16 protein-coding genes are annotated in these 22,654 nt (G+C 72.7%); 5 read left to right on the plus strand and 11 right to left on the minus strand.

Annotated features, from left to right (window positions below; all coding sequences use genetic code 11):
- Positions 1 to 4: 4 nt before the first annotated feature.
- The 4 genes from ACTYVM_RS14935 to ACTYVM_RS14950 all read right to left on the minus strand — a co-directional run bounded on the left by ACTYVM_RS14935 (position 5) and on the right by ACTYVM_RS14950 (position 3,734).
- Positions 5 to 328 carry a putative WhiB-interacting protein gene (locus ACTYVM_RS14935; RefSeq protein WP_445526414.1) on the minus strand — a complete coding sequence of 108 codons (324 nt, stop codon included), beginning with the start codon at positions 326 to 328 and terminating at the stop codon, positions 5 to 7.
- Positions 325 to 693, minus strand: coding sequence for a WhiB family transcriptional regulator (locus tag ACTYVM_RS14940; protein ID WP_400029007.1), 369 nt, complete (start codon positions 691 to 693; stop codon positions 325 to 327). Before ACTYVM_RS14940 ends, ACTYVM_RS14935 begins: the two co-directional genes overlap by 4 nt.
- 174 nt (positions 694 to 867) lie before the next feature.
- The gene (locus ACTYVM_RS14945; protein ID WP_445526415.1) at positions 868 to 1,188 is read right to left on the minus strand and encodes a hypothetical protein; all 321 of its coding nucleotides are present in this window, start codon (positions 1,186 to 1,188) and stop codon (positions 868 to 870) included.
- A 197-nt stretch (positions 1,189 to 1,385) separates the two neighbouring features.
- The gene (locus tag ACTYVM_RS14950) at positions 1,386 to 3,734 is read right to left on the minus strand and encodes an ATP-dependent DNA helicase UvrD2 (RefSeq protein ID WP_445526416.1); all 2,349 of its coding nucleotides are present in this window, start codon (positions 3,732 to 3,734) and stop codon (positions 1,386 to 1,388) included.
- 97 nt (positions 3,735 to 3,831) lie between these two features.
- On the opposite strand from ACTYVM_RS14950, the gene ACTYVM_RS14955 reads away from it, so the two are divergent.
- Both ACTYVM_RS14955 and ACTYVM_RS14960 read left to right on the plus strand, forming a co-directional pair.
- Positions 3,832 to 4,089, plus strand: a complete 258-nt coding sequence (locus ACTYVM_RS14955) for a glutaredoxin domain-containing protein (protein ID WP_445526417.1) — start codon at positions 3,832 to 3,834, stop codon at positions 4,087 to 4,089.
- A gap of 134 nt (positions 4,090 to 4,223) precedes the next feature.
- Positions 4,224 to 5,021: a class I SAM-dependent methyltransferase gene (locus ACTYVM_RS14960; protein ID WP_445526418.1), complete on the plus strand. Its 798-nt coding sequence runs from the start codon at positions 4,224 to 4,226 to the stop codon at positions 5,019 to 5,021.
- A gap of 87 nt (positions 5,022 to 5,108) precedes the next feature.
- Here the strand turns inward: ACTYVM_RS14960 and nudC are convergent, their stop codons facing one another.
- From nudC to ACTYVM_RS14985, 5 genes are all read right to left on the minus strand, one after another.
- Positions 5,109 to 6,053, minus strand: a complete 945-nt coding sequence (gene nudC / locus ACTYVM_RS14965; protein ID WP_445526419.1) for an NAD(+) diphosphatase — start codon at positions 6,051 to 6,053, stop codon at positions 5,109 to 5,111.
- Positions 6,054 to 6,207: 154 nt separating this feature from the next.
- Entirely contained in the window at positions 6,208 to 7,611 is a 1,404-nt protein-coding gene (locus ACTYVM_RS14970) for a dipeptidase (protein WP_445526420.1), read from the minus strand.
- 10 nt (positions 7,612 to 7,621) lie between these two features.
- Positions 7,622 to 11,287, minus strand: a complete 3,666-nt coding sequence (locus ACTYVM_RS14975; RefSeq protein ID WP_445526421.1) for an ATP-dependent helicase — start codon at positions 11,285 to 11,287, stop codon at positions 7,622 to 7,624.
- Positions 11,288 to 11,387: 100 nt separating this feature from the next.
- Positions 11,388 to 14,723, minus strand: a complete 3,336-nt coding sequence (locus tag ACTYVM_RS14980; protein WP_445526422.1) for an ATP-dependent helicase — start codon at positions 14,721 to 14,723, stop codon at positions 11,388 to 11,390.
- Between the two features lie 312 nt (positions 14,724 to 15,035).
- Positions 15,036 to 15,422 carry an MGMT family protein gene (locus ACTYVM_RS14985; RefSeq protein ID WP_445526423.1) on the minus strand — a complete coding sequence of 129 codons (387 nt, stop codon included), beginning with the start codon at positions 15,420 to 15,422 and terminating at the stop codon, positions 15,036 to 15,038.
- Between the two features lie 186 nt (positions 15,423 to 15,608).
- Here ACTYVM_RS14985 and ACTYVM_RS14990 point away from each other — a divergent pair, with 186 nt between their 5' ends.
- The 3 genes from ACTYVM_RS14990 to ACTYVM_RS15000 all read left to right on the plus strand — a co-directional run bounded on the left by ACTYVM_RS14990 (position 15,609) and on the right by ACTYVM_RS15000 (position 21,761).
- Entirely contained in the window at positions 15,609 to 18,428 is a 2,820-nt protein-coding gene (locus ACTYVM_RS14990; RefSeq protein WP_445526424.1) for a lysylphosphatidylglycerol synthase transmembrane domain-containing protein, read from the plus strand.
- A 71-nt stretch (positions 18,429 to 18,499) separates the two neighbouring features.
- Positions 18,500 to 20,041, plus strand: coding sequence for an alpha/beta hydrolase (locus ACTYVM_RS14995; protein ID WP_445526425.1), 1,542 nt, complete (start codon positions 18,500 to 18,502; stop codon positions 20,039 to 20,041).
- Between the two features lie 175 nt (positions 20,042 to 20,216).
- Positions 20,217 to 21,761 (plus strand): alpha/beta hydrolase, encoded by a 1,545-nt coding sequence (locus ACTYVM_RS15000; RefSeq protein WP_445526426.1) that lies wholly within the window; start codon positions 20,217 to 20,219, stop codon positions 21,759 to 21,761.
- Here ACTYVM_RS15000 and ACTYVM_RS15005 read toward each other — a convergent pair.
- Together ACTYVM_RS15005 and ACTYVM_RS15010 are read right to left on the minus strand one after the other, a co-directional pair.
- Entirely contained in the window at positions 21,756 to 22,118 is a 363-nt protein-coding gene (locus tag ACTYVM_RS15005; RefSeq protein ID WP_445526427.1) for a transcriptional regulator, read from the minus strand. The genes ACTYVM_RS15000 and ACTYVM_RS15005 overlap by 6 nt on opposite strands.
- Before the next feature lie 8 nt (positions 22,119 to 22,126).
- A complete protein-coding gene (locus tag ACTYVM_RS15010; RefSeq protein ID WP_445526428.1) occupies positions 22,127 to 22,489 on the minus strand; it encodes a hypothetical protein in 363 nt (120 codons plus the stop codon).
- Between the last annotated feature and the right edge of the window lie 165 nt (positions 22,490 to 22,654).

The raw sequence follows: 22,654 nt of genomic DNA on the forward strand, positions 1-22,654 counted from the left end.
TCGGTCAGTGCATCACTGCCATGGCGAGCGCGCGGCGGGCACGCAGCGAGGCGCGCTCGGCGCGACGCTGCATCCGGCGGGCGGCCGCCAGGCGTACGGCCTGGCGTTCCCTCTCCGCCTCGTGCAGCCGCTCGCGCATATGCGCACGAGCCAGCGCTTCTGGGATGAGTTGCATCTCTCGGTTCCTGTTCTGACGCGAGTCGTTCGCGCCGGTGGTGGTGACGTCTTCGGTCGCGGAGCCCGCGGGCTCGCTGGCGGACGGCTTCATCGGGGCCTGCTTCTGGGGGTCGTGCGTGAGGGGGCGGTCGATCGTTCCTGCGGTGTTCATGCCGTGACCGGGTTCTTGCGCGGGCGGCCACGCGGCCGCTTCCGGGCGACGACGACACCTTGGACGAACAGCTCGCCACCCCAGACGCCCCAGGGCTCACGCCGCTCCTTGGCGCCGGCGAGGCAGGCCTCCATCAGCGGGCAGGTGCGGCAGAGGGACTTGGCGTACTCCACGTCCGCCGGCGACTCGGCGAAGAAGACCTCCGGGTCGTAGGAACGGCAGGGGACGGGCACGCCGAGGTTCTCGATGGCTTCGTCGAGCGCGGTGAGCGCGGTGAGCGGGGTCAAGGCGGGGTCCTCCGTGAGACCGGGCTTGGGGATCGTGTCGGAAGGCGGTACGGACGGGGCGTGCGCTTCGAGTTGCACGGTTCGTCTTCCTCGTCTGGTCGGGTCGGCCGGTCGGCCGGGTGTCGGCTGGCTACCGGGTTCTTCTCTTGTCCCGAGGCTCCTTCGCTCCGCTGTCCCCGTTCGGGGAAAACAGAAGGGCCGCGGATCCCGGATGGGGTTCCGCGGCCCTGAAGGCGCCGGCCTGATCGGCGATCAGGCTGGATCACTCCAGGGGTCTGGCCCACGGAAGGCCCACATCAGGTGGTGCTGCTTCGTCTGCTCCCGGTTACCGGCACCGGCCGCCTCAACGGCATAGGCCTGCGCCTGCGCCGCTACTGCTTCCAGTGCCTTGGTCGGTCGCTCATCACGCTCACGGACGGGAAGGCCCGCGAGGGACACGCAGGACGCCGGACGCGCGGCAGCAATGCCGGACAGACCGGTGCCCTGGTTAAAGGCGCCGAGCATGCACAGGGAGACGACCGAGCGATCGGTCATTTTGGCGGTGCTGATGGAGCTGGTCTTGATAGTGATCACTGGGCTCGCCTCCTCTCGGCGTCTGAGGGACTGGGGTGAGCCAGTCCGTACGGATATGCAAGTAGAACACGGAACCGGGGCCTCAGGAAGGCCACTGTTCCCGTGACCAAGAACCTATGGGGACGGACGGCGGGTGCGCAAACTATTTTTTCGACGAGTTCCCCTCATTCCCCGGCCAGTCCGCGGCCGGTACTCGCTCAGTCCTCGTTGCCTCCTTCCCCGGGCTCCCGGCCCTCGCAGAGGGCGAGAACATCCGGCCCGTACCGGCGGAGCTTGCGCATCCCCACTCCGGGGATGCGCGCCAGTTCGCGCTCGTCGTCCGGGACGGTCTCGGCGATCGCCATCAGTGTCCTGTCGGTGAAGACGCAGAAGGCGGGCTGCCCGCTGCGCCCCGCCTGGACCGCCCGCCACTCGCGCAGCCGCTCGTACAGGCCCTCGTCCATGTCGGAGGGGCAGCCGTCGCAGCGCATCAGCTTCATCTCGCCGGCGTCGGTGAGCGTGCGGCCGCAGACCCGGCACCGGGCCGGGGTGCGCTGCGTGCGCCGCGGGGCGGCGGGCGCCGTGCGCGTCGCCACGGCCGCGGTGAAGCCGCGCTCGACGCCTCCGGAGCCACCGGGTGCGGCGCGGCCCGCGGTACCGGCCGAGCCGGGGCGCAGCCCGTCGAGGAAGCGGCTGGGGCGGCGGCCGGGACGGCCGCCCGGCGAGCGGGACAGCGACCAGGACACGTGCAGCAGCTCACGGGCGCGGGTGACACCCACGTAGAGGAGGCGGCGCTCCTCCTCGATCTGTTCGTCTGTTCGGGCGTAGGTGATGGGGATCATGCCCTCGGCGACGCCGACCAGGAAGACGACGTCCCACTCCAGGCCCTTGGCCGAGTGCAGGGAGGCGAGGGTGACGCCCTGGACCGTCGGGGCGTGCTGGGCGTTCGCCCGCTCGTCGAGTTCCGCCACGAGGTCGGCGAGCGTCGCCCCCGGCCGGGCGGCGGCGAAGTCCTGGGCGAGGCTCACCAGGGCGGCCAGGGATTCCCAGCGCTCTCTGACCGCGCCGGAGCCGGCCGGCGGCTGCGGGGTCCAGCCCTCCCCCGACAACACGGCACGCACCTGTGAGGGCAGGTCGTCGGCGTCGTCGAGGAGGGAGTCGTTGCCGCCGAAGCGCGCCGCGGCCCGCAGCGCGACACTGGCCCTGCGCACCTCCGGCCGGTCGAAGAAGCGTTCCGCGCCGCGCAGCTGGTAGGGCACGCCGACGTCGGCGAGGGCCTGTTCGTAGGTCTCGGACTGGGCGTTCGTCCGGAACAGGACGGCGATCTCGCTCGCCGGGAGGCCGGAGGCGATCAGGTCGTGGATGCGGCGGGCGGCGCCTTCCGCCTCGGCGGGCTCATCGGTGTACTCGGTGTAGGCGGGCTCGGGCCCGGGGGCGCGCTGGGAGACCAGTTCCAGCCGGTGGTCGGCGGCACGGCCCCGGGCCTGGGCGAGCAGTCCGTTGGCCAGGTGGACGACCTGCGGCGTGGAGCGGTAGTCGCGGACCAGCTTGACGACGGTGGCGCCGGGATGGCGGGTGCGGAAGTCGAGCAGGTGGTCGGGGGTCGCTCCGGTGAAGGAGTAAATCGTCTGGCTGGCGTCGCCGACGACGCACAGGCTGTCGCGGTCGCCCAGCCACAGTTCCAGCAGGCGCTGCTGGAGCGGGGAGACGTCCTGGTACTCGTCGACCACGAAGTGCTGGTACTGGGCGCGGACCTGTTCGGCGACGTCGGCGCGGTCCTGGAGGACGGCGACGGTCAGCAGCAGGACGTCCTCGAAGTCGATGACCGAGCGCTCCCGCTTGAGGTCCTCGTACACCGAGTACAGCTGGGCGATCTCGGCCGGGTCGCGGGGGACGGCGCGGCCGTCCTTCGCGGCCGCGAGGGCGTAGTCGGCCGGGACGGTCTGGGTGACCTTGGACCACTCGATCTCGGCGGTGACGTCCCGCAGCTCGCCCCGGTCCAGGCGGATGCGGCAGGCGGCGGCCGCGTCCGCGACGAGCTGGATCTTGCGGTCGACGAGCCGGGGCAGGGCGCCACCGATCGCTTTCGGCCAGAAGTACTGCAACTGACGCAGGGCGGCGGAGTGGAAGGTGCGGGCCTGCACGCCGTGCGCGCCGAGCTGGCGCAGCCGGCCGCGCATCTCCCCCGCCGCACGGTTGGTGAAGGTGACGGCCAGCACGCTGGAGGGCTGGAGGACACCCGCGCGCACCCCGTAGGCGATGCGGTGGGTGATCGCCCGGGTCTTGCCCGTGCCGGCGCCCGCCAGGACGCACACCGGCCCGTGCAGAGAGGTGGCCACCTCACGCTGCTCGGGGTCGAGCCCGTCGAGCACCGCGTCGGCGGAGTCGGGGACCCGAGGGAAGAGCGGGGAGTGCGTTGCTGCTGTCACACAGCCATGCTGCCAGGTCGCCGTGGGACGCATGAGCCGGTTGTCCACAGGCAGCCCCCGGCGGTCGTACTGGTCGTACCGGTCGCGCTGGTGCTGCTGCGGCCGTGCCGACTCCGCGCGTCCCGTGCCGCGCGTCACGCGGGCCGGATACCCCCGGTGGGAATGCCGGAGCGGTGGCGTACGTTCCTCCCCTGCGACGAATACGTCCCCGAGCCGCCGAAGGAGCGCGAGAGACATGCCGGGCACTGTGACGATGTACAGCACCACGTGGTGCGGCTACTGCCGCCGGCTGAAGAGCCAGATGGACCGCGAGGGCATCGCGTACACCGAGATCAACATCGAGCAGGACCCGGATTCCGCAGCCTTCGTCGAAAAGGCCAACGGCGGAAACCAGACGGTTCCCACCCTGCAGGTGGTTCCCTCCAATGGTGGGGTCGAGGTCGTGATGACGAACCCGAGCCTCGCCCAGGTGAAGCAGGCACTCGGCGTCTGACCACATGCCGCACACGACCCCCGACCCGCCTGGCGCCGGATCGGGGGTCTTTGCATGCCCCGACCTGTACCGGGGCGAGTCGGTGGACCGCCCGGCACGGCGCAACGCACGCGTGTTCGGGCTATCGTCGCGAGATGCCTGAGGCTCCCGAGAGGTTCAACACCGCGATGACCACCTGGCAGGAATGGCAGGACGCCCCCTGGGGCCGTCTGCGGTACGCGATCGCCGAGGCGAACCTCGCCCGTCATCTCGACGACCTGGGCGGCGGGCCGCTGCGGATGCTCGACCTCGCCGGCGGTGACGGCGGCGACGCGATGCGTCTGGCCGCCCGCGGGCATCACGTCACCATCGTCGACCACGCACCCGCCATGCTCGCCGCCGCGACCGAGCGAGCCTCGACGGCCGGCCTGACGGAGCTGATCACCTGTGTGCGCGCCGATGTGACGGCTCTGCCCGCCGATCTCTCCGCCGGAGCGTTCGACGTGGTCCTGTGCCACAACCTTCTCCAGTACGTGGACGACGTGCCGGGCGTCCTCGCCGCGGCCCTCGTCCCGCTGAAGCCCGGCGGGCTGTTCTCGATGATGGCGATCAACCGTCACTCGGCCGCCTTGACCATCGCCGTTCGCGAGACCGACCCCGCCGCCGCGCTGGCCGCGCTCGGCACAGACCGGTCCCGGACCCAGACGTTCGACTCGGCGGTGACACTCCACACGGCCGAAGAGATCATCCCTGTCCTGCAAAGCCTCGGCTGCCAGGACGTACAGCACTACGGCATCCGCGGCTTCTGCGACTACATCACCGACGACGCGCGAAAACACGACCCGGCGTTCTACGCGGACCTTGAACAACTGGAACTCGCCACGACCGCGCTGCCGCCCTACATGCACACAGCTCGGCTCTTCCAGCTGACGGCGCGCAAGCGGGACGTCTGAGCTCGTGCGTCCGGCGGCAGACGTGGAAGGCGGCCTCCCCGGAACCCCGGGGAGGCCGCCTTCTCGTTGTTTCCGGGTCTCCGGGCCTCAGACGGCGCTCCTCGTCGGCAGCGGCTCGCCGTACCAGAGCTCGATGAGGCGGGCCGCGATGGAGATGCCGTAGGGCGGCAGGACCTCGCCGGACTCGAAGGCCGCGCGCAGTTCCTCGCGGGAGAACCAGCGGGCCTCGTGGATCTCGTCGCCGTCGACGGCGATCTCGGTCGAGGTGGCGTGCGCCATGAAGCCCAGCATGAGGCTGGAGGGGAACGGCCAGGGCTGACTGGCGACGTACTCGACCTCGCCGACGGCGACGCCCACCTCCTCGTGGACCTCGCGGCGCACCGACTGCTCGATGGACTCCCCCGGCTCGACGAAGCCGGCGAGCGTGGAGAAACGGCCCTCGGGCCAGTGCACCTGGCGGCCGAGCAGGATCCGGTCCGCGTCGTCGGTGACCGCCATGATCACGGCGGGGTCGGTGCGCGGATAGTGCTCGGCGCCGCAGGCCGGGCAGCGGCGGATGTGCCCGGCCGCGGCGATCACGGTGCGCTCGCCGCAGCGGGAGCAGAAGCGGTGCAGCCGCTGCCAGTTCTCCAGGGCCACCGCGTGCGCCAGCAGGCCTGCGTCCCGGGGGGACAGGAGCAGACCGGCCTCGCGCAGACCGGCCGGGCGTGCGGACTGGTCGATGCGGCCGGGCAGGGAGTCCTTCTGCAGGGCGAAGTAGCTGACGCCCTCCGCGTCCGTGCCGAGGAAGTAGCGGTGCGCCTCGGTGAGGGGGGCCTCGAAGGAGGGCGTCGTGACCAGTTCGGTGCGGCCGTCGAGGGTCTCGTCGATCAGGGCCTGACCGCCGGAGACCACGAAGCAGCGCGTCGAGGGGTGGCTCCATGCCGCGGCGAGCCAGGCCTCGTCGAGCCGGTGGTGGGCGGCCCGGTCGATGCCGCTGGGCGCGGTGAGCGAGATGGGACGGTCGGCGGTGTGGTCGGTCCAGGTGGTCACGGGTGCTTCCAACTCCCCCGGTGCAACGGTTGTTTCGGCGGCGGTTCAGCGGGACGTGCGGCAGGAGGCGTCCGCGTCCGACGGGGCCTGGGGGCGCGGGAGGGCCTCTCCAGTGTGCGCCCGGCACGACACCGCCCGGGCCGGCGGGCGCCCGTCAGGGCGCATCGTGCCAGTGCTCCGCGAGGTCGCCCCACAGGTACGCGCTGGTCTCGACGCCCTTGAGCAGGAGGTCGAGCTCGACCTTCTCGTTGGGTGCGTGCCAGCCGTCGGAGGGGACGGAGATGCCCAGGAAGAGGACGGGCGCGCCGAGCACCTCCTGGAGGTCGGCGGCCGGGCCCGAGCCGCCCTCGCGTGTGAAGCGGACGGGGGCGTCGAAGGCGCGGCCCATGGCGCGGACCACGGACTGCAGGGCCGGGTGGTCCAGCGGCGTCAGGCACGGGCGCGTGGCCGCGCCGAACACGATCTCCTGCCGTATCCCCGCGGGCACCTGCTCGGCGGCCCAGGCGCGGACGGCCTTCTCGATGTGGTCGGGGTCCTGGCCGGCGACCAGCCGGAACGACAGCTTGACCGTCGCCGCGGACGGGATGATCGTCTTGCTGCCGGGCCCCTGGTAGCCGCCGCCGATGCCGTTGACCTCGGCGGTGGGGCGGGCCCAGACGCGCTCCAGGGTGGTGTATCCGGCCTCGCCGTGGGCGGCGTACGACTTGGCGGTGCGCAGCCACTGCTCCTCGGCGAAGGGCAGCTCGGCGAAGAGGCGGCGCTCCCGGTCGGTGAGTTCCACGATGCCGTCGTAGAAGCCGGGGACGGCCACGCGCGCGTGCTCGTCGTGCAGGGCGGCGACCAGGCGGGCGGCGGCGGTCGCCGGGTTGGGCACCGCGCCGCCGAAGGAGCCGGAGTGGATGTCCTGGTCGGGTCCGTACAGGTGGATCTCGCACTCGGCGAGGCCACGCATCCCGGTGCACACCGTGGGGGTGTCCTCGGACCACATGCCGGTGTCGGAGACGATCACCGCGTCGGCGGCCAGGCGCTCCGCGTGCTGTTCGACGAGCTCCCGGAAGTGCGGGGAGCCGGACTCCTCCTCGCCCTCGATGAGCAGCTTGAGGTTGACGGCCGGGGCGGTGCGGCCGGTGGCGGCGAGGTGCGCGCGGACGCCGAGTGTGTGGAAGAACACCTGGCCCTTGTCGTCGGCCGCCCCGCGCGCGTAGAGGCGTCCTTCGCGTACGACGGGCTCGAAGGGCTCGCTGTCCCAGCCGTCCTCACGGGCGGCGGGCTGGACGTCGTGGTGGCCGTAGACGAGGACGGTGGGGGCCTTCGGGTCGTCGGAACGCCACTCGGCGAAGACGGCGGGGGCACCCGTGGTGGGCCAGACCTCGGTGGTGGTGAAACCGGTCTGCTGGAGTTTGCCGGCGAGCCAGTCAGCACTGCGCCGTACGTCGGGCGCGTGGTCGGGCTGGGCCGACACGGACGGGATGCGCAGCCATTCGGCGAGGTCGTCGAGGAAGGCGGTGCGGTGCTGTTCGATGTACGTACGGACGGCGCTGTCCGGGGTCTGGCTCATGGCTCCGAGCCTATCGGCCCGCGGTGGCCTCCCGTTCGGGCGGTTCGTCACACCGGGGCTCGGCCTGCGGCTCCTCCGTCAGCAGCCGTTCCAGCTCGGCGCGGCCCGGGAGGTCGTCGTGCCGTGCCACCTCGCCGGTGCGCACGTAGACGAACGCGGCCGTGACACGGTCCAGGGGGATGCCGTGCAGTTCGGCCCAGGCCAGCCGGTACACCGCGAGCTGGAGCGGGTCCGCGGTGCGGGAGCGGTGCGTCTTCCAGTCCACGATCTCGTACGTCGCCCGCTCGCCGTCGCCGTCCTTGTAGACGGCGTCGATGCGGCCCCGGACCACCCGGCCGGCGAGGGCGAGCTGGACGGGCGCTTCGACGCGGTGGGGCGTGCGGTGGGCGTACGGGGTGCGCTCGAAGGCCTCCTTGAGGGTTTCGAGGTCGCGTTCGTCGGTGATCTCGGCGTCGTCGCCGGGCAGCTCCCCGGGTTCCAGCATGGGCAGCGTCAGTTCCTCGAAGCGCGTTTCCACCCAGGCGTGGAAGCGGGTGCCACGGCGTGCGGCCGGTTGCGGGGGGCGCGGCATGGGGCGGGCGAGCTCCCGTGCGAACCCGTCGGGGTCGGCGGCCAGATGCAGCAGTTGCGACGCGGTCAGGGTCGTCGGCAGGGGCACATCGGTGACGGCCTGCCGGGCGCGACGGAGTTCCCCCGTCAGCGCTTCGAGGTCGCGGTCCCAGGAGGCGACCATGCGGGCCTCCTCCGGAGTGAGGTGGCTGGATCCGGGTCGGGGACTGGATCCGGGTTCGCGGTCCGGCTCGGGGTGGGTCGGGTACTCGTGATCGGGCTCGGGCGGGGGCGGGGGCGCTGCATGGTCGTCGGGCGAAGGCGCCTGGTGCGGGACGGTCGGACGGTCGCCGCTCCAGGAGTCCCAGTCGTCGGTCTCCCCCTCGAAGGGGTCGCCGTCCTCGAAGGGGTCGCCGTCCCTGAAGGGAGCGTCCTGCTCGAGGGGGCCCTCGACGCCGAACGGGTCGCCGTCCTCGACCGCGTCGTCCTCGCCGAAGAGCGACCCGGCGTCGTACGGGGGCGCGTCGTCGTACGGAGGCGTCTCGTCCTGCGGTGGCGCGGGCCAGTCGGGGTCGCCGTGGGACGCGGGGTCGTGCGCGGCCTCCGGGTGGCCGTGCGCGCCGGTGGCGAGGTCCTCCAGGTGGGCCAGGACGATCGCGGCGGCCTCGCGGCGGCGGGTCAGGGCGGCCTCGTCCAGCGGCAGGGGCCACACCTGGTCGGCGGTGGCCCGGTGCAGGGCCGGGTTCTCCTCGTCCTCCCCGGGCTCGTCCGCCCACGCCTCGATCTCGCCGTGGCCGGCGGCGCAGTGGTCGTACAGGGCCTGAAGGAACGCGGACGGGCCACGGCGCCGCTTCTGGCTCGGGCCCCACCAGTGGCCGGAGCCGAGGAGCAGGGAGCGGGGGCGGGTGAAGGTGACGTAGCCGAGGCGGAGCTCCTCGGTGTGCTGGTGGTCCTTCATGGCCTCGTGGAAGGCCTTCATGCCGCGCGCGTCCCAGCCGTCGATGTCCGGGAGGGTGTCGGCGTCGCCGCGCAGGGCGTGCGGCAGCACCTTGCCCTGGCTGGTCCACTTCTCCCGGCCCTGCCCGCTGGGGAAGGTGCCGGTGACCAGGCCGGGGACCGCCACGACGTCCCACTCCAGGCCCTTGGACCGGTGCGCGGTGAGCACCTTGACGGTGTTCTCGCCGCCGGGCAGCGCGTTGTCGAGGCCCTTCTCGTACTGGGCCGCGGTGCGCAGGAAGCCGAGGAAGGCCAGCAGGCTCGCCTCGCTCTCGTTCGCGGCGAAGGAGGCGGCGATGTCCAGGAAGTTCGCCAGGGTCTCGCGGCGGCGGGCGGCCAGGGCGTGCGGGGAGGCCGACAGTTCCACCTCGAGACCGGTGACGGCCAGAACGCGGTACAGCACGTCCATCAGCGGGTCGGACAGTGAACGCCGCAGGTCGCGCAGTTCGGCGGCGAGCCGGGCGAACCGCACGCGCGCGTCCGGGGAGAACGGCAGCCGGTCGTCGTCCCCTGCACCGTCCAGGGGCGTTTCGAGGAAGGTGTCGAGGGCGTCCGCGAGCGAGATCACCTCGGCCGGGTCGACGCCCTCCACGGCCTCGGCGAGCCGGCTGTCGGGGTCGTCGTCGGCGTCCACGCGCGCGTGGGCGACGAGCAGCCTCGCCCGGCGGCCCAGGAGCGCCAGGTCGCGCGGGCCGATGCGCCAGCGTGGGCCGGTCAGCAGCCGGACCAGCGCGGCGTTGGCGCCGGGGTCCTGGAGGACCTCGCAGACGGCGACGAGGTCGGCGACCTCGGGCAGGTGCAGCAACCCGGACAGGCCGACCACCTCGACCGGGACGTCCCGGGCGACCAGGGCGCCCTGGATCTCGGCGAAGTCGGCTGCCGTACGGCACAGGACGGCGATCTCGCCGGGTGCCGTCCCGGTCCCCACGAGGTGGGCGATCGAGTCGGCGATCCAGTCGATCTCCTCGGCGTGGGTGGGCAGCAGGGCGCAGCGCACCAGACCGTCACGTTCGGCGCCGGGGGCCGGGCGCAGGGCCTCCACGCCCGCGTGCATGGCGCGCAGGGGCTCGGCGAGGCCGTTGGCGAGGTCGAGGAGGCGGCCGCCGCTGCGGCGGTTCTCGCTCAGGGCCTGCCGGGTGGCTCTGCGGCCGTCGGCGTGCGCGAAGTGCTCGGGGAAGTCGTCGAGGTTGGCGACGGAGGCACCGCGCCAGCCGTAGATCGCCTGGCAGGGGTCGCCGACGGCGGTGACGGGGTGGCCGGTGCCGTCGCCGAAGAGGCCGGCCAGCAGGATGCGCTGGGCGACGGAGGTGTCCTGGTACTCGTCGAGCAGGACGACCCGGAACTCCTCGCGCAGGACGCGGCCGACCTCCGGCAGACGGGCGAGCCGTGCGGCCAGGGCGATCTGGTCGCCGAAGTCGAGCAGGTCGCGCTCGCGTTTGGCGGCCCGGTAGCGGAGCACCAGTTCGGCCAGTTCCCGGCGGGCGGCGGCCGTCTCGGGGACCCTGCGCAGGTCGGCGTTGGTGAGCTTGGCGCCCTCCAGGGTGTGCAGCAGCCCGGTGTCCCAGGCGCGCAGGTCCTCCGGGCGTACGAGGTGTTCGGCGAGTTCGGCGTCGAGGGCCAGGAGGTCGCTCACCAGGTCCGGGAAGGAGCGGGCCAGCGCCGGGTAGGGGCCTGGGGCCTCGCGCAGCACGCGCGCGGCGAGCTGGTAGCGGGTGGCGTCGGCGAGCAGGCGGGTGGTGGGCTCGAGCCCGATGCGCAGTCCGTGGTCCTTCAGCAGACGGCCGGCGAAGGCGTGGTAGGTGGAGATCAGCGGCTCACCCGGCGGGTTGTCGGGGTCGATGGCCTCCGGGTCGGTGACGCCTGCCCTGATCAGTGCCTTGCGGACGCGTTCGGCGAGTTCGCCGGCGGCCTTGTTGGTGAAGGTCAGTCCGAGGACCTGCTCGGGGGCGACCTGTCCGGTGCCGACCAGCCACACCACGCGGGCCGCCATCACGGTCGTCTTGCCGGAGCCGGCGCCGGCCACGATCACCTGCGGGGCGGGCGGCGCGACGATGCAGGCCGTCTGCTCCGGGGTGAACGGAATCCCGAGGAGCTCCTTGAGCTGCTCGGGATCGGTGATACGGGCGGGCATCTCACAGAGGCTAGCGGCGGGCACTGACAATCCGTGCCAGACGATCTCCAGGGGCCAAGAACCCGCAGGTCAGCATGAGTGGTGCCGTTCGTCACGCGGCTCACTCGACGATATGGCGCCCCTCCGGCCGCGCGCTGCACGACGCCCGGAAGGAGCAGTGCGCGCAGTGCTGCCCGGCCGTCGGTGTGAACCGTTCGTCGAGGACCTTTCCGGCGGCGGTGGCCAGCAGCTCGCCGGCCCACTCCCCCGTCAGCGGTTCCTGGGTCTGCACCTTGGGCAGGCCGTCGCCGCCGTCCCGTTTCGCCGCGCCCTGGCGCAGCTGGACGAGTTCGGCGCCGCCCGGTTCGGGGCGCGCCCCGTCGAAGACCTCGTCGACGGCGCCCTCGCGAACGGCGAGCTGGTAGACGGCCAGCTGCGGATGGCGTGCCACCTCGGACCCGGTGGGCGCCTGCTTGCCCGTCTTGAAGTCGACGACGTAGGCGCGTCCCTCGCCGTCGGCCTCCACCCGGTCCATGGAGCCGCGGATGCGCACCTGGTAGCCGCCCGCCTCCAGGGTCACGTCGAAGTCGTGCTCGCCGGCGACCGGGGTACGGCCGGCGCGCTCCAGGACGTGCCAGTTCAGGAAGCGTTCCAGCGCCTCACGCGCGTGCGCCTTCTCCTGCGCCGACTTCCACGGCGCGTCGAAGGCGAGCGCGTTCCACACCGTGTCCAGGCGCTCCATGAGGACCGCGAGGTCGGCGGGACTGCGTCCGGAGGCGACCTCGTCGGCGAGGACGTGCACCACGTTGCCGAAGCCCTGGGCGGCGGTCGCGGGGGCGTCGGCCTTGACCTCGCGGCTGAGGAACCACTGGAGGGCGCAGGTGTTGGCGAGCTGGTCGAGGGCGCTGCCGGACAGCACCACGGGCTGCTCGCGGTCGCGCAGCGGCACCTTGCTCTCGGTCGGCTCGGCCATGCCCCACCAGCGGTAGGGGTGGGCCGCGGGCACCAGCGGACGGCCCTCGTCGTCGGCGAGCGCGGCCAGCCGGGCCAGCCGGTGCGCGGCGGCCTGCCGAAGGGTGGCGGAGGCACGCGGGTCGACGGTCGTGGCGCGCAGTTCGGCCACGAGTGCCGCCACCGACAGCGGGCGGCGCGGGCGGGAGGGGACGTCCCTGGGTTCGACACCGAGTTCGGTGAGGAAGCGGGAGGGCTGGTCGCCGTCGTCGGCGGGAGCCTTCACCGCGGTCACCACGAGGCGTTCACGCGCGCGCGTGGCGGCCACGTAGAACAGCCGCCGTTCCTCCGCGAGCAGCGCGCCCGGGGTAAGCGGGGCGGCGAGTCCGTCGCGGCCGATGCGGTCGGCCTCCAGCAGGGAGCCGCGGCGCCGCAGGTCCGGCCACAGGCCCTCCTGGACGCCCGCGACGACGACCAGGCGCCATTGCAGGCCCTTGGAGCGGTGCGCCGTCATCAGGCGTACCGCGTCGGGGCGTACGGCGCGGCGGGTGAGCGTGTCGGCGGCGATGTCCTCGGCCTCGATCTCGGCCAGGAAGTTCAGGGCGCCCAGGCCTCCGGTGCGCTCCTCCGCGCGGGCGGCGGTCGCGAACAGCGCGCACACGGCGTCCAGGTCCCGGTCCGCGTTGCGGCCCGCCGCGCCGCCGCGCCGGGCCGCCCGCTCCAGGCGGGAGGGCCACGGGGTGCCGTCCCACAGGTCCCACAGCGCCTCCTCTGCGGTGCCTCCGCCCGCCAGGCGCTCCCGTGCCTTCCTGAGCAGAGCGCCGAGGCGCTGGGCGCCACGCGCGTACGTGGGGTCGTGCGCGACCAGGCGCTCGGGTTCCGCCAGCGCCCTCGCGAGCAGCTGGTCCGAGGGCGGGGGCAGCGGGTTGCCCGCGGCGCGTTCCTCCTCGCGCAGTGCGCGGCCCAGACGGCGCAGGTCGGCGGCGTCCATGCCCGCCAGCGGTGAGGCGAGGAGGGTGAGCGCGGTCTCGGTGTCGAGCCAGCAGGCGTCCGCCTCCGGCTCCGCCCGCTCGGGGCCCGCCGGTCCCGCCGCTTCCTCCGAGCGACGCGCCGCCTCCGCGCTCGCCACCGCCCGCAGCGCCGTCAGCAGCGGCGCCACCGCCGGTTCGTGCCGCAGCGGCAGGTCGTCGCCGTCGACGTCCAGGGGCACGCCGGCTGCCGTCAGGGCGCGACGGAGGCCGGGGAGGGAGCGGGCGCCGGCGCGCACCAGGACGGCCATCTCGCTCCACGGGACGCCGTCCTCAAGGTGCGCGCGGCGCAGGATGTCGGCGATGTTGTCCACCTCGGTGCCCGCCGTCGGGTACGTGTGGACCTCGACGCGCCCGCCGTCGCGCACCGGGGTGAGCTCCCGGTGGGCGCGGACCTTGTCGGCGGGCAGGCGGGTGAGGGGCATCCGCCGGGTCAGCAGCCGGGTCGCGGCCAGCAGAGCGGCGCCCGAGCGCCGGGAGGTGCGCAAGACCTGCACGGGCGCGGGCGTGCCGTCCGCGCGCGGGAACGTCTGCGGGAACTGCAGGATGCCGTTCACGTCTGCGCCCCGGAACGCGTAGATCGACTGGTCGGGATCGCCGAAGGCGAGCAGGGGGCGGCCGTCCCCGGCCAGCGCGCGCAGCAGCCGTACCTGGGCGGGGTCGGTGTCCTGGTACTCGTCGACGTAGACCGCGTCGTACCGCGCGGCGAGCCGTTCGGCGACCTCGGGGCGGCGGGCGAGGAGCACCGCGCGGTGGACCAGTTCGGCGTAGTCGAGGACGCCCCGCAGGTCGAGGACGTCGAGGTACTCGGCGAGGAAGGCGGCCGCGGCCTGCCAGTCGGGACGGCCGATGCGGCGGGCGAAGGCGGCCAGGGCGTCGGGGCCGAGGCCCAGTTCGCGGCTGCGGGCGAGGACCGCGCGGACCTCGTCGGCGAAGCCTCGGGTGGTCAGGCAGGCACGCAGCTCGTCCGGCCAGCGCACGTGCGCCAGGCCCAGCCGCTCCAGGTCGGCCTGGCCGGCCAGGAGCGAGCGGACGGTCACGTCCTGTTCGGGTCCGGACAGCAGCCGCAGCGGCTCGACGAACCGTTCACTGTCCTGGTGGGCGCGGACCAGGGCGTAGCAGAACGAATGGAAGGTGGTCGCCTGCGGGACGTGGGCCGCGCCGGTGCGCAGCGCCATGCGGTCGCGCAGGTCGACGGCGGCCCTGCGGCTGAACGTCAGCACCAGGATCCGGTCGGGGTCCTGGCCGCGGGCGATCCGCGCGGCCACGGACTCGACCAGCGTGGTCGTCTTGCCGGTGCCCGGGCCCGCGAGGACGAGCAACGGACCGGTCCTGTGGTGAACCACGGAGCGCTGTGCGGCGTCCAGACGAGGGGGGTCCGGTCTGGTCGGCGGGGTACGCACCAGTCGGTAGGCGCCACGATTCCCCTGCCGCCCCCGGGGGTGCGGCAGGCGCCTGGTGGAGGAAGAGGAGCTCACGTGGTTCGCCGGTCCTGGTGGGTGTGCTGTGGTCGGTCACGGCCGCCGCGCAGCGCCGTCGTCGCGGGAGCGGACGGCCCGAGGGGGAGCGCGGTGGCCGCAGGGGTGAGGGGGACACGCGAAGCCGACGCTACGCCGCGGCCGGGCGCGGAAGGAGGGCTTCGCCTTCCTCCCTCGCTTCTCCCGGTCCTCACCCGGCACCGCCGTCACGTGTGTCCCTCGCCCCACGAACGTACGGCATGCCACGGACGTCCCCCGATTCCCCCGTACGGGCCATGGGCTCCCCACAGCCCCCTCGAATGGCGGAAGCTGTCAGGTGTGACCCTGCGCACGTTCGCCGCCGTCCCACCGGGCCCGCCTCATGTCGAGGCGGGGCAGGTGGCCGTCGGCCGCCCTGCCCGCCTGCTTCAGGGGTGTGCCCTCCGTGCGGTAGTGGGCGAGAGCGCGCAGTTCGTGCCCCGGGAGCAGGGTCCCGTCGGCGCGTACGACCCGCCACCACGGGACGGCGCCGCCGTACAGCGCCATCACGCGGCCCACCTGGCGGGGGCCTCCCCGCTCCAGCCACTCGGCGACGTCGCCGTAGGTCATGACGCACCCGGGCGGGATCATCTCGGCGACTTCCAGGACCCGCTCGGCGTACTCGGGCAGCGCGTCGGGGTGCTCGGGGCGGCCGTCGTCCGGGGGGCTCACATCGCTCATCCGTCCCATCCTGCCGCACCCCACCGACAGCCGGCCGCGCCGCGTCCGGGGCGGGGCCCTCGCTCCCGGGCTGCGCCTCGGGCAGACTGTGCGGCCGCGCATATGCACCCTGATGCCCCTGTGTGTCGGTGGGACATGCCACCATCGTGCGGGCGGTGACCGGTGATACGAGACCAAGAAGAGGCCATGAAGCAGCAGGGCGTGCACCCCGAAGACGCGGAGGGCACCTCTGGAGTTTCGTCGCACCCCGTCACCGGCGGCTCGGACGCTCGGAAGGCGGGGGGCACGGACGCTCCGAAGGCGGGCAGGAAGCCCGTGGAGGAGGACGTCGTGACGCACGCCGACGAGCTCGAGGGCGACGAGCCGCTGCTCCCCGCGCGCGTGCATCGTCCCTCCGATCTGATGCGGCTGCTGGTGGGCGTGCTCGCCATCGTCGTACTGCTGGCGATCGCCGGGTTCGCGCACGGCACCACCTCGGGCCTCGAACAGGACATCAACAAGGGCACCGGTCAGGCCCCCGACCTGCTCATCAAGATCGCGGGGCTGGCGTCCAGCATCGCGATCCTGCTGGTCCCGGTGGCGTTCGCGATCGAGCGGCTGATCAAACGGGACGGGCTGCGGATCGCCGACGGCGTGCTCGCGGCCGTCCTCGCCCACGGGGTGACGCTCGCCACCGACCTGTGGGTCGCCAAGGTCGCCCCGCACTCGATCCAGGACGCGCTCACCCAGCCCTCCCCCAGCAACATCCACGCGCTCACCGACCCGGTGCACGGCTACCTCGCCCCGGTCATCGCCTACATGACGGCGGTCGGCATGTCCCGCCGACCGCGCTGGCGCGCGGTGCTGTGGATCGTGCTGCTGCTCGACGCCTTCTCGATGCTGGTCACCGGCTACACCACACCGTTCTCGATCATCCTGACGGTGCTGATCGGCTGGACCATCGCCTACGGCACCCTGTACGCGGTCGGCTCGCCGAACGTCCGCCCCACGGGACGGACCCTGGTGGCGGGGCTGCGGACCGTCGGCTTCCACCCGGTCAGCGCGGCCCGCGAGGACGCGGCGGACACCGCGGACACCGGCGATCGCGGCCGGCGCTACTTCGTCACCCTGGAGGACGGACCGCCGCTGGACGTCACGGTGGTCGACCGCGAGCAGCAGGCGCAGGGCTTCTTCTACCGCGTGTGGCGCAACCTCACGCTGCGCGGCTTCGCCACCCGCCGCAGTCTCCAGTCGCTGCGCCAGGCCCTGGAGCAGGAGGCGCTGCTCGCCTACGCGGCCATCGCGGCCGGAGCCAACGCGCCCAAGCTGATCGCGACCTCCGAGCTCGGCCCCGACGCCGTGATGCTGGTCTACGAGCACACCGGCGGGCGCACGCTCGACGCGCTGGCGGACGAGGAGATCACCGACGAGCTGCTGCACCACACCTGGCAGCAGGTGAAGGCGTTGCAGTCACGGCGCATCGCGCACCGCAGGCTGGCCGGTGACGCGATCCTGGTGGACCGTTCCGGCAGGGTGATCCTCACCGATCTGCGCGGCGGCGAGATCGCGGCCGGCGATCTGCTGCTGCGCATGGACATCGCCCAACTGCTGACGACGTTCGGCCTGCGGGTGGGCGCGGAGCGCTCCGTGGCCTCCGCGGTCGGCGTCCTGGGACCCGACGCGGTCGCCGACTGCCTGCCCATGCTCCAGCCCATCGCTCTGACGCGCTCCACGCGCGCGACGTTGCGCAGGCTGGCCCGGGAGCGGGCGCAGCGGGAACGCGAGGCGGTTCTGGAGGCGTCCCGGCAGGCCAAGCAGGCCCGCCTGGACCAGGCCGCGCAGACCGCGCAGGACACCGGCGGCACCGGCCCGGCCGGCTCGGAGGAGCCCGAGAAACCCGGAAAACCGGAAAGGCCGGAGAGGCCGGAGAGGCCCGACAAGAAGGACAAGAAGGCCGAACGTGCCGAGGCGCGGGCGGAGAAGCGGGCCATCGGCGAAGCCCTGGAGGGGGCCCGCGAAGAGGATCTGCTCACCCAGATCCGCCACCAGGTGCTGCGGATCAGGCCGCAGGCGCCGGTCGAACCGGCCCGGCTGGAGCGCGTCCGGCCCCGCACGCTGATCAGTTTCATCGCGGGTGCCATCGGCGGCTACTACCTGCTGACCCAGCTCACGCACATCGAGTTCGGCACGCTCGTCGCCCACGCCCAGTGGGGCTGGGTGATCGCGGCGGTGCTCTTCTCGGCGCTCAGCTATGTCGCGGCGGCCATGTCCCTGCTGGGTTTCGTACCGGAACGCGTCCCGTTCGTGCGGACGGTGGGGGCGCAGGTCGCCGGCTCGTTCGTGAAGATCGTGGCACCGGCCGCGGTCGGCGGCGTGGCCCTGAACACGCGCTTCCTGCAACGCGCGGGCGTGCGCCCCGGGCTCGCGGTGGCCAGTGTCGGCGCCTCGCAGTTGTTCGGGCTCGGCTGCCACATCCTGATGCTGCTGTCCTTCGGTTATCTGACCGGCACCGAGAAGACGCCGTCCCTGTCGCCGTCCCGGACGGTCATCGCGGGCCTGCTGACGGTCGCGGTGCTCGTGCTGGTGGTCACCTCGGTGCCGTTCCTGCGGAAGTTCGTCGTCACGCGCGTGCGTTCGCTGTTCGCGGGTGTCGTGCCGCGCATGCTGGACGTGCTCCAGCGACCGCAGAAGCTCGTCACCGGCATCGGCGGCATGCTGCTGCTGACGTTCTGCTTCGTGATGTGCCTGGACGCCTCGATCCGGGCCTTCGGCGACCAGTCGACCTCGCTCAGCATCGCCAGCGTCGCCGTCGTCTTCCTCGCCGGCAACGCGCTCGGCTCGGCCGCGCCGACCCCGGGTGGCGTGGGCGCGGTCGAGGCGACCCTCACCGTCGGCCTGATCGCGGTGGGCCTGCCGAAGGAAGTGGCCGCGCCCGCGGTGCTGATGTTCCGGCTGCTGACGCTGTGGCTGCCGGTCCTACCCGGCTGGCTGGCCTTCAACCACCTGTCCCGCAAGGGCGCTCTGTAGGCACGTCCCGCACGTACCCCGAACGGCCCGCGTCCCGCGCGGGAGGCCGTCGGCGGCGTGAGGATGGGTTCATGCACATGCGCCACGGGCTGCGCGCCGCCGCCCTGACCACGACCACCGTCCTGCTGAGCGCCCTGACGGCGGGCTGCGGCGGACTCTCCGTCGGCGGGGGGTCGACGGACCCGGGGCTGGACTGGAAGGACTGCCCGGCGCCGTCCGCGTCGGAGGGCGCCGGGGCGGCACCCTCACCGCCGCCGGGCGGCGGCAAGTGGCAGTGCGCCACTCTGAAGGCGCCGCGGGACTGGAGCAAACCGCACGGTGACACGATCGACATCGCGCTGATCCGGGCGAAGGCGACCGGGCCCGGCAAGCGCATCGGCTCGCTGCTCTTCAACTTCGGCGGCCCCGGCGGCTCCGGCGTCACCACGCTGCCCGCGATCGCCAAGGACTACACGAAACTGCGCACCCGTTACGACCTGGTGAGCTTCGACCCGCGCGGGGTGGGACGCAGCGCCGCTGTGAAATGCAAGACCGACGCACAACTCGACCAGTACTTCCAGCAGGACGCGGTACCTCAGACCGCCGCCCAGCGGGCCACGTTCGTGAACAAAGTCAAGGAGTTCAACGCCACCTGCGAGCAGAACTCCGGGAAGATCCTGCCGTATGTGCGCACCACCGACGCCGCCCGCGACATGGACCTGATCCGCCAGGTACTCGGCGACGCCAAGCTCCACTACTTCGGGATCTCCTACGGCACCGAACTCGGCGGCGTGTACGCCCACCTGTTCCCCACGCACGTGGGCCGCGCCGTCTTCGACGGGGTCGTCGACCCCACCAAGACCCCCGAGCAGACCTCGCTCGGCCAGGCCAGGGGCTTCCAGCTCGCCCTCGACAACTTCGCGAAGGACTGCGTCTCGAAGAGCTCCAAGTGCCCGATCGGCAGTAACGTCCAGGATGTCGAGGACCGCATCGCCGCTCTGCTCAAGAAGCTCGACGGCAGCCCGATCCCCGGCATCTTCCCCCGTCGGCTGACCCGCACCGCCGCGACCAACGGCATCGCCCAGGCCCTGTACTCCAAGGAGCTGTGGGCCCCGCTCACCGAAGGGCTCCAGCGGGCCTACGCCGGCGACGGCGAGATCCTGATGCTGCTGTCCGACGCGATGAACGGCCGCAGCCCCAACGGCCAGTACAGCAACCTCAACGCCGCGAACACCGCCATCAACTGCGCCGACCAGAAGCAGCGGTACACCGCCGACTTCGTGCGGCAGAAGCTGCCCGAGTTCCGGGTTGCGTCGCCGGTGTTCGGGGACTTCCTCGCCTGGAGCATGCTCAGTTGCACCCAGTGGGCGGTGCCGGGCGCGGCCGCCCACGCCGACGTGAGCGCGCACGGTTCGGCGCCGATCCTCGTGGTGGGCAACACCGGCGACCCGGCGACCCCGTACGGGGGCGCCAAGAGGATGGTGGAAGCCCTGGGCAAGGGTGTCGGCGTCGAACTCACCTGGCAGGGCCAGGGACACGGCGCGTACGACAGCAAGAACCCGTGCGTGCAGAACGCGGTGAACAGCTATCTGCTCGACGGAAAGGTGCCACCGGCCGGAACGGTGTGCGCATAGTCGGCAGGGATCGTCCTCTCGTCGCCGACGACGGCCGCGTCCGCCCGCATCTCACCGGTAAAAGCACAGGTCAGATGGTTATCCACAGGCTCCCACGAGGGTGGTGGGATCCGCCTACCATGGCCTGAACGCTCCCCGCGGACGATCCGCGGAGAGCCTGTGAGGGGGGAAGCACATGGCGCGTCTGACGCAGTGGGCGGCCTGGGTCGCCGCCGCGGTGCTGCTGACCGGGTGCGGCGGCGGGCCGGCCGGCCCAAGCGCGAACGACGGAAAGGCCACTCCGGCACCGGCGCCACCGGCCGGCAGCCAGTCCGCGCCCGCGCGGCTGCCCTCCTCGCTCACCTCGCAGCGCCTCGACTGGGGGCGCTGCGGGGCCACGGCCGACTCCCCCGCGCCGGGAGACGAGTGGCGGTGCGCGACGCTCAAGGCACCGCTGGACTGGTCCCGGCCGGACGGCGAGACCATCGGCCTGGCCCTCATCCGCGCGAAGGCCACGGGGGACCGCACCGGTTCCCTGCTGTTCAACTTCGGCGGCCCCGGCGGCTCGGGCGTGGCCGCGCTGCCGGCGTACGCCTCTCAGGTCACCGCCCTTCGGCAGCGGTACGACCTGGTGAGCTGGGATCCGCGCGGGACCGGCGAGAGTTCCGGCGTGCGCTGCCGCAGCGACCGGCGGATCGAGGCCGCCGAGGCGATCGACGTGACACCGGACACCGCGGCGGAGGAGCGGGCCTACCTCCAGGACGCGGCCGACTTCGGCCAGGGCTGCCGCAAGGCGGCCGGGAAGCTGCTCGCCCATGTCTCGACGACCGACACCGCCCGGGACATGGACCTGATACGCCACGTCCTCGGCGACGCCGGGCTCCACTACTTCGGCATGTCCTACGGCACCGAACTCGGCGGTGTCTACGCCCATCTGTTCCCGCGGGAGGTCGGGCGGATGGTCCTGGACGCGGTGGTGGACCCGACCGCGGACTCCGTGGGCCACGCGCGGAACCAGACCAGGGGCTTCCAGCGGGCGCTGGACGCCTACCTGAAGTCCACCGGGCAGGATCCCGGGCACGGTTCGCGGAAGATCGCCGACCTGCTGCGGCGACTCGACGCGAAGCCGCTGTCCACCTCCTCCGGACGGAAGCTGACGCAGAGTCTGGCGGTCACCGGCATCGCGCTGCCGCTCTACAGCAAACGCGGCTGGCCTGCCCTGACCAGTGCCCTCGCCGCGGCGGAACAGGGCGACGGCTCGGGGCTGCTGTCCCTCGCCGACGCCTACAACGACCGTGACGACTCGGGCCACTACGGCACGACGACCCACGCCCAACGGGCCATATCTTGCCTGGACTCCAAGCAGCGGCCGACGCCGGAGCAGGCGAGGGAGCTGCTGCCCGAATTCGAGAGGATCTCGCCTGTGTTCGGCGCCTTCATGGCCTGGGACACGGCCGGCTGGTGCCATGACTGGCCGGTGCCCGGCCAGTACGACACTCCTCGGGTCAGCGCGCCGGGCGCGGCACCGATCCTGCTGATCGGCAACACGGGCGACCCGGCGACACCCTACGAGGGCGCCCGGAGGATGGCCGACGAACTCGGCAAGGGGGTCGGTGTGGAACTCACCTGGAAGGGCGAGGGCCACGGGGCCTACGGCAACGGAAGCGACTGCGTGGACTCGACGGTGAACGCGTATCTGCTGTACGGCACGGTACCCAGGGACGGCAAGGTCTGTTCATGACGACGGCGGGGGCCTCGGGCAGCGAGGGCTGACCGCCACGGCGTCATCGCTCGCTTCGGCGCCTGCCGCCTGTGCCGCCTCGGCGATGGCCTGCAGCGCGGCAAGATGACGCCTGAGAGCCGTACGGCCGGCTGATGTCAGTGACAGCCACGTGCGTGGACGGCGGCCGACCGCTCCTTTGCGGATCTTGACGTACCCGGCCTCCTCCAGGGCGGTTGCGATACGACTGACGCTCGCGTCGGAGACCTGGCAGTACTCACGAAGCGCGGCGAATTCGGCTTCGGCGCACCCCGCGAGGAAGGCCGTCATGGCCAGCCGTGTCGGATGGTGAATGACCGGGTCCAGCTCCGGTGGCACGGCACGGTTCATTCCGCGTGCCCCAACGTCTTCAGCGTCGCCTGCGACTCCGAGCGGAGAGCGTCCTTCCGGGCCTCTCGCCACCACAGAGAGCCTCCTCCCAGTACTCCCAGGGCGATCGCACCCACGGTCCAGCCGAACGCGAGGAACACGAGAGCGGCGACCCCGTAGGTGGCCACCGGGAGACCTTCAAGGAGCAGGCGCTGCCCCGTGGTTCCACGCGGCGGCCAGGCACGGACCCGCATACGGAGGACCCGCACCGCGCACATGACGGGGAAGGCGGACAACGTCGCGATCGCAGCGAGCAGTACCGCGAGCTTCCCGGCCGCACCGTCCGCCTGGTGGAGAAGGGGTCCGGCAGCCAGCGCCAACCCGAATCCGTGAGTAATGCCTGCTACCGGGGCCCACCATGCCGCGTAGGGGGGAGGCGTGTTGGCGGTCAGTCGGGCCCGTCGCGCCGCCGCCAGGTCGCTCGCGCGAGTGGACAGGCTGTCCGACGCCGGCCGACGACGACAGAAGCCCACGGCACCGACCTG

It is taken from the genome of Streptomyces cyslabdanicus (genome assembly GCF_052663305.1).